Source organism: Campylobacter sp. VBCF_01 NA2, from assembly GCF_027797205.1.
Lineage (GTDB): Bacteria > Campylobacterota > Campylobacteria > Campylobacterales > Campylobacteraceae > Campylobacter_B.
The window spans coordinates 1352400-1365640 of the sequence record NZ_CP115607.1; the positions used below are offsets into that span (position 1 = coordinate 1352400).

Sequence of the window (13241 nt, forward strand, 5' to 3'; positions counted from 1 at the left end):
GCCTTTAAATTAAAATTTAGCCTAAAAGCATACTAAAATTTTGATAAATTTCAAGTAAATTTTGATAAAATCGCACCTTTTAAGGAGTGGAAAATGAGTTATTGGATCTATGCCTCGATCGCTATGTATTTCCTAGCCCTCGTCATCATCGGCAGACACTACTACGACAAAAACGCAAGCCTGAGCGAATACCTCATCGACAATCGCAGATTAAACCCCTTTGTAACCGCACTTAGCGCAGGTGCTAGCGATATGAGCGGTTGGATGCTTCTAGGGCTTCCTGGGGCGTTTTTTGCTACTGGAATTAGCACGGTTTGGATTGCAATCGGGCTTTGTATCGGTGCATGGTGCGCGTATAAATTTCTCGCAAAAAGGCTTAGAATTTACACCGAAGTCGCAAGCGATAGCATTACAATCCCCGATTTTTTGGAAAATCGTTTTAAAGACAAAACAAAATCTCTTCGCATAATCTCTGGACTTTTGATTATCGTATTTTTCACGCTATATGTTTCTAGCGGAATCATCGCAGGCGGAAAGAGCTTCGAGACATTTTTCGGGCTAAATTTCGCTTACGGCGCGATTGCGACGATTTGTATCGTTGTGTTTTATACATTTTTTGGCGGATTTAAGGCCGTGGCGATAACAGACGCTTTCCAAGGCGCGCTGATGTTTATCGTACTCATTATGATTCCAGCCTTTTCGTTTAATGCTCTACAAATCCCAGATAGTTCGAGCTTTTGGGGCGAGGTATCAAAAATCAGTCCGTCGCATTTGGATCTGTTTGAGGGACAAACTTTTCTTGGAATTTTGGGGCTTTTGTCATGGGGGTTTGGCTATTTCGGACAGCCTCATATCATCGTGCGATTTATGGCGATTAGAAATTCAGCCGAGATGAGTTCTGCGCGCAGAATTGGCATTTCGTGGATGGTTTTTGGACTGCTTGGAGCAATGGCTAGCGGACTAATCGGCCTAGTGTATTTTCACCAAAACTCCCTATCTATCAGCGATCCAGAGAAAATTTTCCTAGAACTTGGCAAAATTTTCTTCCACCCATTTATCCTTGGCGTGATTATTTCAGCCGTGCTAGCTGCGATTATGAGCACGATTTCTAGCCAGCTTTTAGTCAGTGCTAGCTCGGTTACGAAAGATTTTATTTTCGCATTTTATAAAAAAGAGGTCTCATCAGCCACGCAAACCCTAGTCTCCCGCCTCGCAGTCGTTTTCATCGCGGTGCTAGCTACGATTGCGGCGTTTTTGTGGGACGATAGCGTCTTAAATGTCGTCGGACACGCTTGGGCGGGCTTTGGCGCGAGTTTTGGCGCGGTGCTGCTTTTTAGCCTGTATTCTAAGCACATGAGTGCTTTAAGCGCGCTGTGTGGCATGCTAGTGGGCGGAATCACCGTCATAATCTGGATAATTGCCGATTTATCGGGCTATATTTATTCGCTTTTGCCTGGATTTACATTTTCGATGATTGCCATAATGCTAGTCAATAAATACAACTCCGTGCTAGATAAAATGGCGGACGAGCCGAATCTAAGCGAAATTTCAATCGAATTCGAAAAGATGAAAGCACGAAACGAAAGCGAGAAAAAATAATGCTAAATTTGAAAATGGCAAAAGATTTAATCTCAGGCGCAATTTCACAGCCAAATCTGCTAGCGCATTGCGAAAATGTAATGGCCGCAATGGGGGCTATGGCGGAGTATTTCGGCGAGGATAAAGAATACTGGCAAGCAATCGGCTATCTGCACGATTTCGACTACGAAAAATTCCCAGACGAGCACCTAGCTCACACAGCTGAGCCACTTTTGGGCGCCGGCGTAGATGAAGCTAGCGTGCGGGCGATACTCAGCCACGGATACGGCATTTGCACTGATGTCGAGCCAATTTCAAATTTAGAAAAAAGCCTATTTTGCGTCGATGAGCTAACAGGCATAATCGACGCCTGCGCCAAAATGCGCCCAAACGACTTTGCGGATTTAGGCGCTAGCAGTGTAATGAAAAAATTTAAAGATAAAAAATTTGCCGCCAAATGCGATAGAAGCGTGATTTTAAAGGGTTGTGAAATGCTTGGCATGGATATCAAAGAGGTCGTAGAAATCTGCATAAAAGGCATGAGAGAACTGCACCAGGCTTGATACAGCAGTGAAATTTTAAATTTCTGCAAAACACTGCCCCGAAATTTTAAATTCATAGATTGGCAAGAATTTTACCTACGCAAAATTCTCGCAATGACAATGGTTGAGAAATTTGCATAATCTGTCATTGCGAGAGCCCAAAGGCTCAAAGCAATCTACGAGCATAAAATTTAAAGTGTGTAAATTTGCTGTCATTGCGAGCGAGTGTAACGAGCGAAGCAATCCAGTAAAATTTAGAGCAAAATTCAACCTAAATTTAGCATTGAACGAACACTGAAATTTTAGGCGAAATTTTATAAATTCTGCAAAAACACTGCCTTGAAATTTTATATTCGTAGATTGCCACGAATTTTGCTAACGCAAAATTCTCGCAATGACAAATTGGAAGCAAAATTTAAGTTGAAGTGTGCTGAAAATTTTACTGGATTGCTTCGGCAAAGCGTCTTGACGCTTTGCTTTTGCTCGCAATGACAGATTATACAAAATTTACAAATTTCGGGGCAGTGTTTAAAAAGTTGCGCTAGCGGGTTATGCTAAATTTAAAATTCTATCAAATTTCGCTTCAAAAGCCTAGCTAAATTTCGCCCAAGCCTCTCGTAGCCCCCAGCTTCTAGGTGGATTTCATCGGGTCTGATTAGCCCCATTTTGCGCCAGCCCTCCCAGCCTCCGTCCTCGCTCATCGCCATATCAAAATCATAAAACATAAGCCCCATATCGCTGGCTAGGTGCCTTATCACGGCTGCTGCGCGAGGGGCGTTTGGCACTTTGGGGCTACGAGGCGGGGCAATGAGCAGGATTTTTGCCCTGCGCGAGCCTTTGCGAAGCGAGCGCACTAGCCCCCGCAGAGTCGCGTAAAATTTCGCCTCGTCAAAGTTGCTATCAAGGGCGTCGTTTGTGCCATAAGCGATGATAAAAAGCTCGTAATCAAGTCGCGCTAAATCTCTGATAAAGGCGTTTTTGCCCCATTTTTGATACGCGCTCGAATACGCGCCATTGCTAGCGCAACTATCGGCAAAACTGCCATTTTTGCGGTAAATTTTATACCCGCCAAGCTCGGCTCCCTCGCGCAAAGAGCGGATTTGCACCGGAAAAGCGAGCGTAAAGCGCGTGTATTCCCAAGAATTTCGCAAAAGATGATTTATGCGAAATTTCCGCCCACTAGCGTCGATAATCTCGAAAATTTCGCCATTTCCACCCACTCTGTGAAGCACTTCGACCTCAAATTCGCCACTTAGCTTTTTAAGCTCTATTTGCAAACTCGCCCCATTTCTCGCCCTTGCGATGACCCCACATAGCGGGAAATCCGAGTCTGTATCCCTGCGCGATGAGATAATCTCAAAGCCCTCATTTTTAAATCTCACTGCCTCACTAGCGTGAAATTTAGGCATTAGCGGGGCGATAAAGCCCACGCTATCGTCGCTTCCGCCGAAAAATTCATCTCTAAATGCCTGTATTAGCGCGTCGCTTCCAAGGTGCGAATCGCCCAAAAACTTCACCCCAAAGCCCTGCGCTAGCGCGCCACTAATGCAGAGCAAAACCGCGAAAAGTGCGCGTGCAAGGCTATTCAACGCTAATCCTTGCTAAAATTTTTTGGGTTATGATTTCACAGCCTTTTTTGCTGATGTGAATTCCGTCGTCTTGGCGGACACGAATTTGGCTTTTGCCATTTTTCAAATAGACCTTGTATGCGCCATTTTCGCACACAAATGGGCTTGTAGGCATGTAAATTTCGCCAAATTCGTTATTCACGCTTTTATAAACTTTGTTAATCGCCTCGGTTTTTTGCTCAAATTTTGCTTCGTTCATGCACGGAAGCCCCAGCCACAGCACCTTTGCGCCGTATTTTTCGGCAGTATCGTAAATCTCCCTGACCCTGCTAGCGTAAAATTCGCTCCAAACCTCGCTTCCTACGCTTCGCACAGCTCCGTTAATCTTGCGCGGGTGAGTATCGTTCGCACCCAAAAACACCACCACTAGCCCGATATTTTCGTTATTTGCCAAATTTTCGGATAAAACCTGCTGCCAGTTGTGCCCCTTTTTATCGACTAGACCGGTTGATTGCTTGCTAAGATCAAGCACTTTTAGCCCTGATTTTGGGAAAAATTTCTTAGCGCTCATACCCACATACTGCATTAGACTATCGCCGATAAATAGCACGGTTTGACCGGCTTTAAGTGCGATTTTTTCATTAGATTTTTTCGCGAGTTTTGGCGCGAGAGCAGGAGCTGTTTCGTTCGCCTCGCTAGGCTTTGGCACGCTTAAATTCGCGCTTTTATTATTATCAATTTTAGGTAGAGTTGTATCGGTTAGCTTAACTGCTTCGATTTTTTTAAGCTCGCGCTCGATGATTGCGTCTTTATCGCTTGGAGCGATAACGGGCGCAGTGTTACTAGCAAGCGTGTAAGTGGCTGTTTGCGGAGAGAAGCTCGCTATTTTCGCCTTCAAATTTGGCGTGAAATTTTGGATTTTTTGGCTAATGTTTGATTGCAATTCGCCCCCAAATCTCAAAGGCGAATTCGCCAAATACTCTTCCAAACCGAAATTCGAGCCAAAGCGCGAATTCGCGTAATAAATCAAGGAATTTTGCGCAAAAAAAGCTAAAATCAAAAACGCCACAACCAACGAAAACAAAAATTTAATCATCTAAAAACTCGCATAAATAAAATTTGGAATTCCACTTGGCATCAAAAGATAAATCGCGCAAAAAACCGCGCCCAAAACTACCCCTTTTAACCAAAATGGCAATCTCTTTAAAAAGCCCTCAATTAGGCGGTTTGTAACCAAAAATTTAGGATAAATCAAAACAAAAATCAAAACAGCCAAAACTAGCAAAATTTCAAATTTGCTCTGATAAAGTGGAGATGAAATAAGAGCCGAGAAAATCGCGCCAATCTCGCTAAAATCAGTATTTGCGAAAAACACCCACGCAAAACTGACATAGATAAATGTAATTAACCTAGAAAAGTGTAAATTTAGTGGCTTTACTTTGCAAGCTCTAAGGCATTTTAACCACACGCAAGCAACCCCATGCAACGCCCCCCAAATGGCGAAATTTAGCCCCACTCCATGCCAAATTCCAGAGAGCAAAAACGCTAGCATTATATTCAAATTCATACGCCAAAACTTCCACGCACCACGCACTTCGACAAATTCGATTATCTCTTTTTTGGCTTTTTTCTTTTTCTTTTTATTTGCGCCGATTTTGAGCTTTACTGGCAGTTTTTTGCCCCAGCCACAATTCCCGCCAAGCGGGATATAAATGTAATCGCGGATAAAGGTAGAAAGGCTGATATGCCACCTATCCCAAAACTGATCGATATTTCGCGCAGTATATGGCATGTGAAAGTTGCGCGGCAAAGCAAATCCAAGTGCCAGCGCTAGGGCGCGCGCAATGTCGATAAATCCGCTAAAATTCGTATAAATCACAAAAGAATAAAGCAAAATCGCCAACACAATTTTTAGCGCGCTAACCTCGCTAAAATCGTAAATATTGCTAAAAATCTCACTCACAAACGGCATGAGATGACCGCAAATGACAAGAACTTTAAAAGCGCCGATGATAAAAAGCGCAAGAATTTTATCGCCGTTTTTAAAGCTCTTTTTTTGGTTAAATTGTGGCAAAACCGGATAAATTTTAATGTATCCTTTGGAATTTTTATGCGCGGCTGCCCTGCCTATGGGGCCCATTACCACACTTGGGAAAAACGCCAAGTAACAAAGCAAGCTCAAAAAATCCGCCCCCTCGCACTGCTTTTTGCCCACAGCCACGAGATAGGTTATCGACATAAAAGTATAGTATGAAATGCCCAGTGGCAGGGCGATTGACTCGATTGGGGAAAGTCCAAAAAAATTTGTAACAATGGCGAAAAATTCTCTAATATGGCTAAAATATTTAAAAAAACACAAAAAACAAATAGAGCCAAAAACTGCCGATAAAATGGTAAATTTGCCCGAATTTCGCTCTAAAAATTTACCCGCACTATACACAAAACACGAGTAAGCAAACAAAATTGCGCCAAATTTTGGGCTTACAGAGCAGACGAAGCCGTAACTTGCAGCCAAAATTAGGATTTTTTGGATAAAGACGCTGTCTTTTTGCGACCAATACAGGGCAAAAAACAGCGTAAAAAGCAAAATAAACTCGGGCGAAAAAAATGTCATTTTGATTGATTATGAAGCGCGCAGGGCTTCACACCGCCCTGCTCGCGCTCCACCGCTCCTATCCTCTTACAATTTTCACAGCTTCTACCATATTTTTTAGGCTTGGTTTTACCTCTTCCCATTTGCGAGTTTTAAGCCCACAATCAGGATTTATCCAAAGCTGACTTTTTGGTAAAACTTCTAAAAGTGCGTTAATTTGCGCTACCATTTCATCAACACTTGGCACTCTTGGGCTGTGTATATCATACACGCCAGGTCCTACTTCTTGTTTGTAGCCGACTGATTTAAAAATTTTCAAAAGTTCGTTGCCTGAACGCGCCGTTTCTATGCTGATAACATCGGCGTCCATCGCTTCAATCGTTTTGATAATATCGTTAAATTCAGAATAGCACATGTGAGTGTGAATTTGCGTCTTAGCGTCTGCGCTTGAAACTGCGAGTTTAAACGCGCCCACCGAGAAATTTTCGTATTGGCTGATATTTTCCTTACGAAGCGGATAGCCCTCTTTAAAGGCTGCTTCATCGACTTGGATTATCTTAATACCTGCAACTTGTAAATCAGAAATTTCATCGCTAATTGCCAAAGCTAGTTGCTTGACAACCTCGCTTCTAGGCTTATCATCACGCACAAACGACCAGTTCATAATCGTAACTGGTCCAGTTAGCATACCCTTCATAATCTTGCTTGTTTTGCCTTGCGCGTATTTTATCCACTCTACGGTCATCGGTGCAGGGCGCGAAACATCACCAAATAAAAGTGGCGGTTTTACGCAGCGACTGCCATAGCTTTGCACCCAGCCGTTTGCGCTAAATGCGTAGCCTTTGAGCTGTTCGCCAAAATACTCAACCATATCATTTCGCTCAGGCTCGCCATGGACTAAAATATCAAGCCCAATCTCTTCTTGGAAAGAGACACACTCATCGATATAGGCTTTTATATCTTTTTCGTAGGCTTCCTTGCTAATTAGGCCCTTTTTATAAGCGTTGCGAACTTGGCGAAGTTCGGTTGTTTGTGGGAAAGAGCCTATCGTCGTAGTCGGCAAATCGCCGTAAGCAAGGGCTTCGCGCTGAATTTTAATGCGGTCTTCAAATTTATCACTTCGCTCAAATTTTGTTAAATTTTTCACGCGATTTTGCACCGCTATATCGTGGATCAACGGTGAATTTAGGCGTGTTTTGGCAGATTTTTGATTTTCTTCATATTTTTTGATACCGCTATCGCAGATTGGAATTTTAAAGAAAAGGTGCGTTAAAATACAGACTTCTTCGAGTTTTTCACACGCAAAACTTAGCCACGATTTAATCTCAGGGCTTAGTTTTTCTTCATATTTTAGCGTAAATGGCACATGCAAAAGCGAACACGAAGTTCCCACATAAAGGCGATCTTTGCTGACATACTGGGAGATGAATTCCAAAAATTCTAACTTTTTATCAATGTCGCTTTTCCATATATTTCGTCCGTCGATTACCCCAGCAAATAGCGTAGTTTTCGCATCTTTTAGGATTTCAAGCTGGACTTTGATATTTTGCGCGCTTGCATAGACAAAGTCTAACCCCACAGCCCAAATGTCCGTTTTAACGACTTCTTTCAAAGCTTCTGTGGCGTGTTCGAAATATGTCATAAATACGATTTTAATGTTTGAAGCGACCGAATTTAGCTTGTTATAAACAGGTGCGATTTTTCCCGTTAGCTCCACGCCCCTATCGGTTACGAAAATCGGCTCGTCGATTTGGATGACGACTTCGCTATCAAGGGCCGAAATCTTGCCTAGAAGCTCGGCGTATTTTTCTACTAACTCATCAAGTTTAGCTAGTGGTTCGCTCCCGTCCGTGCTTTTCGAAAGTGCTAGATAGGTTATCGGTCCGATTAAATTTATCTTTAACGCGCAACTATCCTTAAAATCGTTGTTTTTAGCTGCTTTGTATTCGTTTAGAATTTTGTCTGCATTTAGGCTAAATTTTGTGTTTTTGCTGATTTCAGGCACAATGTAGTGGTAGTTTGTGTTAAACCACTTTGTCATTTCCATTGCCACGGCGTCTTTGTTTCCACGCGCCATCGCAAAATACTGCTCCACGCCACTTAAATTTGCAAATCTCTCAGGCACTGCGCCAAAAAGCACGCTATTATCGAGCATTAAATCATAAAATGAGAAATCATTTACGCTAATTAAGCCAGTCCATGCCTCTAACTGGTATTTTATGTGGCGATCTTTTAGCTCGTCTGCTACCTTTTCTAGTGCGCCCAGTTCGCACTTTCCTGCCCAAAAACTCTCTAATGCTTTTTTTAATTCTCGTTGTTCGCCAATGCGCGGAAAACCTGTGATATAACTTTTCATTTTTATCCTTTTTGTTTTAAAATTTTATAAATTGTGTTGAGAAAAAGTCTGAATTTTGCGCCGCTAGCGCGGCATGAATATGCGTGAATAAATGATTAGCCCTAGAAAAACACCGATAATATCAAGTCGCCATGGGACAGTGCATTTATTGCTTCCTTTAAATTTCAAATTAATCTGAGCATTTTAGCCTTATTTTGCTTTGATATAGATAAAATTTAAAATTTTAATTTCCACAAACACTGCCCCGGAATTTGCTCACCATTGTCATTGCGAGAAAACGAAGTTTTCGAAGCAATCCAGGGGAATTTAAATTTAAAATTCTACTTAAATTTAGCATTGAACGATTTTTTAAATTTTAAGCAAAATTTGAAATTCTCTGTAAGGGGGAGGGCGCGCTTTTTAGGAGACGCTACCCTCCCCCTTACCAACCCCCACCCCTGTAAAACCTTAGAAGTGGCTAAATTTAGAGCTTCGCTCTAAATTTAGCTGGTTTTATTTTTACTGAAATGCTTCGCATTTCTCGCAACGACAATGGCGAACAAATTTTGCTTGATTTGTCATTGCGAGTGAGTGTAACGAGCGAAGCAATCTACGAGTATAAAATTTCGGCGCAGTATTTTGCAAAATTTCAAAATTTCACTCAATAAACCCGCTGGCTAGCACGCGGTCCTCTTCGTCGTAAAAAACCGCCAGCTGTCCCCCAGCTACGCCATTTGCTGGCTGAGAGAGCGTGCCACTAACCCCGCCACGCTCATTTAGCGCGATTTTTACAGGGATTTTCGTGCTTCGATATCTAAGTTTCACGCCCAAATTTGGTCTGTTTAAAATTTCATCTACACTCACAAATGCGTTTAAATTGCGCGTCGAAAACTCGTAAGTATCGAGCTCATCACGCCCGCCGACGATGATTTCGTTATTTTGCGCGTCGATTTTGAGCACGAAATGCGGCTCATGCGCGCCGTCTATGCGAAACCCACGCCTTTTGCCGATTGTGTAGTGCATATAGCCCTCGTGAGTGCCGATAATTTCGCCATTTGTGTTTTTTACCACGCCCGGGGTTTTGGTGTTTGTGTGGCGCTGTAAAATTTCGATATAGGTATTTTCCACGAAGCAAATCTCGCTACTCTCGCTTTGCGAAGCGATTTCTATAAGCTCTGGATACGCGCTAGCCTTGGCTTTGACTTCGCTTTTAAGCATTTCGCCAAGCGGGAAAATCATAGATTTTAAGGCATTTGGATTAACATTTGCCAAAAAATAGCTTTGATCTTTGCTCTCATCGCGCGCCTTTTTTAAAAGTCCGTTTTCCACGCGCACATAATGCCCAGTGGCTAGGCGTTCGCAGCCGTTTTTATGGGCAAATTCCAAAAGCTTGCCAAGCTTGATTGTGCGGTTACACAGCGCGCAGGGATTGGGCGTAAGACCGTTTTGGTATGTGCGCACAAATGGCTCATAAACCTCGCGCCTAAACTCATCTTGCAAATCCAAAATATGCGTTTTTATCCCCAAAAACTCCCCTACTTTGCGCACTTTTTCGATATTTTTCTCGTGATAGCCCGGCTTTTCGTGTAGCTTCATATAGCAGCCCTCGATCTCGTGCCCAGCGTCCTTTAAAAGCTTCGCGCTCATCGAGCTATCCACGCCCCCGCTTAGGGCGACCATGATTTTCAAATTTTCTCCTTTTTGATATGCTCTATTATCTCTTCTATGCTAGAACAGAGCCTAAATCCCGCCAAATCACCCTCATCAATCGTCCCCAAAGCCAACATTGAGGTTTTGAAAAACTCCACCAAAGGGGCGTAAAATTTGGCGTCGTATAGATAAATTTGGGCTGTTTTAAAGCCTGTTTGTTTGAGGGTTAATACCTCAAACAGCTCGTCCATCGTCCCAAACCCACCCGGGAAAATAACGAAAATTTCGCTATTTGCGATGAGCGCGCCTTTTCTAGGGGCAAAGGTTTTAAAATGCACATCGTGAGTCAAAAACGCATTGCTTTTTTGCTCGAAAGGAAGCTTTATGTTAAAGCCCACGCTTGGGGCTTTTGCGCGAGCAAATGCGCCTTTGTTTGCCCCGCGCATTATCCCGCCACCTCCGCCTGTGATGACCGCATATCCCATATCAGCGAGTGCCGCGCAGAGTTTTTCTGCGTCTTTGACATATTGATTGCTCGCATTTAGCCTCGCTGAGCCAAAAATCGTAACGCCTGGTTCTATGAAATTTAGGCTATTTTTCGCCGTTCTGATATCTTGTAAAATTTCTCGTATTTGCATTGTGTGATTAAAATTTAGATTAAATTACTAAGCTTTCCTAGAAAGCCACCAAAAGCGCCGCGCTTTGGCAAAGCTTCAAGCCCAAGTGCCACCAGCGTCCTGCTTACGCTATCACGAAGCGCGATACTAGCCTTGCAAAACGGGCGCGAGATACTGAAAAGCTCCCTGTTTTGGGCGTTTATAAAGACATATTTATCATAAGGCATGAAGCCAACTAGCCCAAATTTCACCTCGCCCAAATTCTTTTGCGCCACGGATTTTAGATTTTCGAATATCCCCACAGCCTCGTCCTCGCAAGAGGCGAAATTCATCAAAAACAAAATCTCTTTTTGTGGCAAATTTAGCGATTTCAAAAACGCGTAAGTGTTGCTAATAGCGCAGGGTTCGTTCGCGCACACCACAATCGGCTCGGTGTCAAATTCTACTAGTTTTTTCGCATAATCTAGCGAAGCGTCGATTAAGATGAAATCAAACATATCCGCGCCAAGCGTTGCGCCCAAAAAGCTCTCTATCGCGCCATTTTCGCTTAAAAACACGCCGTCATTTGGCGCAATCAGCGTCAAATTTGGCAAAATTTTAAGCCCCTTGGCCCAAGAGTTTGCGAAAACAAAAATTTGGTTTTTGTCGATTTTAGCGTTTAAGATTATCTCTTGGTTATTGAAATTTGGCACTTCTAGCACAGCCACAGAGTATCCTGCGTTAGCTAAAATTTGAGCGAAATTCGCCACAATCTGGCTCTTGCCAACTCCCCCTTTTGCGCTTAGAAATGTTAGAATTTTATTTTTCATACCAAACCTTTTTCAATCATACTTCCAAGTGGATAAATCACGCTTATGCGCTCTGCTGCGCCTGGGTGTGGCACGATTAAGCGCTCGTTTCGTCTAATTTTCGCGCTAGAATACAAAATGTCAATATCTAGCGTGCGCGGGGCGTTTTTGAAGCTTCGTTTGCGCCCAAATTTAAGCTCGATTTTTTGCATAGTTTTTAGCATTAAATTCGGTGCGAGCGAGCTTTGCACGCACAGCGTAGCGTTTAAAAAATTGCTCTGCTCTAAAAACCCAAATGGCTTGTTTTCTAAAATTTGCGACGAGGCGCAAACGAAAAAATTTGGATTTTTTTGTAGCAGGTGATACACACGCTCGAACCTCGCCCTAGTATCGCCTATGTTTCCGCCAAGCCCTAAAATATAGCAAAATTTAAAATTCTCTTTTTTGGCGAATTTGCGCGGGAAATTCCGGCTTTTTATGACCCTCACAGCTTCATTTAGCCTTAAAAATCCGTTTTTTTGCGCTAGAATTTGCATTATTCGCTCATGACCTCGCAACCATTTTTTGTCACGATTACGGTATCTTCGATCCTCACGCCAAACTCGCCTTGCAAATAAATCCCAGGCTCTATGCTAAAAATCATGCCTTCCTCTAAAATGGCCTTCGAGCGCGGGCTAATAATCGGCAATTCGTGGATATCCACGCCCACGCCGTGCCCCGTAGAGTGCAAAAACTGCGCCCCAAAGCCCTCACTTGCGATATAATCTCGCGCGATTTTATCTATTTCGCGCGCAGCGACACCGGGTTTTACGGCGTTTATGGCGCGTTTTTGGGCTTCTTTGACAATGGCGTAAATTTTATCTTTTTTCGTATCGCCAAAATTTTGATTTTTGCTAAAATTTATTCCCTCTTGTGCGCTAAATTTCGCCGTTCTTGTGCGATCCGAGCAGTAGTTTTTATATCTCACCCCAGCGTCCAATAAAAGCAAATCGCCGTCTTTTAGCCTCTCATCGCTAGGCAAAGCGTGAGCCTTGGCGGCGTTTTGATTAATCGCCACAATCGGCTCGAAGCTAAGGGCTAAATTTCCGCTATCTTTGAAAATCAAAGTCGCGTTATAAAATAGCTCTTTTTCGCTCATACCAAGCCCATTTTCGCTCACAAATTTGGCAAATTCATCGAATTTCTGCGCGCCGATTTTAGCCGCAGTGCGCAAGATTTCAAGCTCATTTTCGCTTTTTATCGTGCGACGAATTTGGCTAAAATTTGGCTTTGGGATAAAGCGCGTTTTTAAATTTTTACTTAGTGCGTTAAATGCGCCAAAACTAAAATCATTAGGATCAAAAATCACAGCCCTCACCTTGTAAGAGCGCAAAATTTTACGCGCAGAAAGGGTTAAATCCGAGCTTTGCACGATTTGCGCATTTTTGGCTAACTCGCTAGCTTCGAGGCTGTATCTAGCGTCTGTGATAAAAAACCGCGCGCCATTAAGAGCTAGAAATATGCAGTTATCGCACGCATATCCGCACTCCCAAAATACGGCGTTAGTATCCCTTAAAATATAGTTCATCTG

General features: G+C 43.0%; 12 protein-coding genes. 3 read left to right on the top strand and 9 right to left on the bottom strand.

From position 1 onward, the window contains the following. The first annotated feature begins 93 nt into the window (after window positions 1-93). Together putP and PF027_RS06890 are read left to right on the top strand one after the other, a co-directional pair. Window positions 94-1599: a sodium/proline symporter PutP gene (putP, locus tag PF027_RS06885; RefSeq protein WP_270872703.1), complete on the top strand. Its 1506-nt coding sequence runs from the start codon at window positions 94-96 to the stop codon at window positions 1597-1599. Continuing rightward, window positions 1599-2141, top strand: coding sequence for an HD domain-containing protein (locus PF027_RS06890; RefSeq protein ID WP_270872704.1), 543 nt, complete (start codon window positions 1599-1601; stop codon window positions 2139-2141). The genes putP and PF027_RS06890 overlap by 1 nt, the downstream gene beginning before the upstream one ends. 539 nt (window positions 2142-2680) lie before the next feature. Here PF027_RS06890 and PF027_RS06895 read toward each other — a convergent pair. Genes PF027_RS06895 through metE form a run of 4 tightly spaced genes read right to left on the bottom strand, consistent with a single transcriptional unit; the run spans window position 2681 to window position 8637 of the window. Further along, the gene (locus PF027_RS06895; RefSeq protein WP_270872705.1) at window positions 2681-3709 is read right to left on the bottom strand and encodes a GDSL-type esterase/lipase family protein; all 1029 of its coding nucleotides are present in this window, start codon (window positions 3707-3709) and stop codon (window positions 2681-2683) included. Further along, entirely contained in the window at window positions 3702-4784 is a 1083-nt protein-coding gene (locus PF027_RS06900; protein WP_270872706.1) for an SGNH/GDSL hydrolase family protein, read from the bottom strand. The genes PF027_RS06895 and PF027_RS06900 overlap by 8 nt, the downstream gene beginning before the upstream one ends. After that, complete coding sequence (locus PF027_RS06905) at window positions 4785-6302, bottom strand: MBOAT family O-acyltransferase (RefSeq protein WP_270872707.1); 1518 nt, start codon at window positions 6300-6302, stop codon at window positions 4785-4787. A 58-nt stretch (window positions 6303-6360) separates the two neighbouring features. Further along, window positions 6361-8637, bottom strand: a complete 2277-nt coding sequence (gene metE, locus PF027_RS06910) for a 5-methyltetrahydropteroyltriglutamate--homocysteine S-methyltransferase (RefSeq protein WP_270872708.1) — start codon at window positions 8635-8637, stop codon at window positions 6361-6363. A 506-nt stretch (window positions 8638-9143) separates the two neighbouring features. On the opposite strand from metE, the gene PF027_RS06915 reads away from it, so the two are divergent. Further along, the gene (locus PF027_RS06915; protein WP_270876308.1) at window positions 9144-9284 is read left to right on the top strand and encodes a hypothetical protein; all 141 of its coding nucleotides are present in this window, start codon (window positions 9144-9146) and stop codon (window positions 9282-9284) included. On the opposite strand, the gene mnmA is transcribed toward PF027_RS06915, so the two are convergent. The 5 genes from mnmA to PF027_RS06940 are packed head-to-tail and all read right to left on the bottom strand — an operon-like array spanning window position 9274 to window position 13238. Beyond that, window positions 9274-10305, bottom strand: coding sequence for a tRNA 2-thiouridine(34) synthase MnmA (mnmA, locus tag PF027_RS06920; protein WP_270872709.1), 1032 nt, complete (start codon window positions 10303-10305; stop codon window positions 9274-9276). The two genes, PF027_RS06915 and mnmA, sit on opposite strands and share 11 nt — an antisense overlap. Continuing rightward, a complete protein-coding gene (locus tag PF027_RS06925) occupies window positions 10302-10904 on the bottom strand; it encodes a TIGR00730 family Rossman fold protein (RefSeq protein WP_270872710.1) in 603 nt (200 codons plus the stop codon). The genes mnmA and PF027_RS06925 overlap by 4 nt, the downstream gene beginning before the upstream one ends. Before the next feature lie 14 nt (window positions 10905-10918). After that, window positions 10919-11692, bottom strand: a complete 774-nt coding sequence (locus PF027_RS06930) for a nucleotide-binding protein (RefSeq protein ID WP_270872711.1) — start codon at window positions 11690-11692, stop codon at window positions 10919-10921. Next, on the bottom strand, window positions 11689-12207 hold the full coding sequence (gene folK, locus PF027_RS06935) for a 2-amino-4-hydroxy-6-hydroxymethyldihydropteridine diphosphokinase (RefSeq protein WP_270872712.1): 519 nt from the start codon (window positions 12205-12207) through the stop codon (window positions 11689-11691). Before folK ends, PF027_RS06930 begins: the two co-directional genes overlap by 4 nt. Beyond that, window positions 12207-13238, bottom strand: coding sequence for a M24 family metallopeptidase (locus tag PF027_RS06940; RefSeq protein ID WP_270872713.1), 1032 nt, complete (start codon window positions 13236-13238; stop codon window positions 12207-12209). The genes folK and PF027_RS06940 overlap by 1 nt, the downstream gene beginning before the upstream one ends. Window positions 13239-13241 lie beyond the last annotated feature (3 nt).

What these genes read in the sequence shown, in the direction of transcription:
- putP (WP_270872703.1), top strand. Translation starts at nt 94, where the DNA reads ATGAGTTATTGGATCTATGCCTCGATCGCTATGTATTTCCTAGCCCTC.
- PF027_RS06890 (WP_270872704.1), top strand. Translation starts at nt 1,599, where the DNA reads ATGCTAAATTTGAAAATGGCAAAAGATTTAATCTCAGGCGCAATTTCA.
- PF027_RS06900 (WP_270872706.1), bottom strand. Translation starts at nt 4,784, where the DNA reads ATGATTAAATTTTTGTTTTCGTTGGTTGTGGCGTTTTTGATTTTAGCT.
- PF027_RS06905 (WP_270872707.1), bottom strand. Translation starts at nt 6,302, where the DNA reads ATGACATTTTTTTCGCCCGAGTTTATTTTGCTTTTTACGCTGTTTTTT.
- metE (WP_270872708.1), bottom strand. Translation starts at nt 8,637, where the DNA reads ATGAAAAGTTATATCACAGGTTTTCCGCGCATTGGCGAACAACGAGAA.
- PF027_RS06915 (WP_270876308.1), top strand. Translation starts at nt 9,144, where the DNA reads ATGCTTCGCATTTCTCGCAACGACAATGGCGAACAAATTTTGCTTGAT.
- PF027_RS06925 (WP_270872710.1), bottom strand. Translation starts at nt 10,904, where the DNA reads ATGCAAATACGAGAAATTTTACAAGATATCAGAACGGCGAAAAATAGC.
- PF027_RS06930 (WP_270872711.1), bottom strand. Translation starts at nt 11,692, where the DNA reads ATGAAAAATAAAATTCTAACATTTCTAAGCGCAAAAGGGGGAGTTGGC.
- folK (WP_270872712.1), bottom strand. Translation starts at nt 12,207, where the DNA reads ATGCAAATTCTAGCGCAAAAAAACGGATTTTTAAGGCTAAATGAAGCT.
- PF027_RS06940 (WP_270872713.1), bottom strand. Translation starts at nt 13,238, where the DNA reads ATGAACTATATTTTAAGGGATACTAACGCCGTATTTTGGGAGTGCGGA.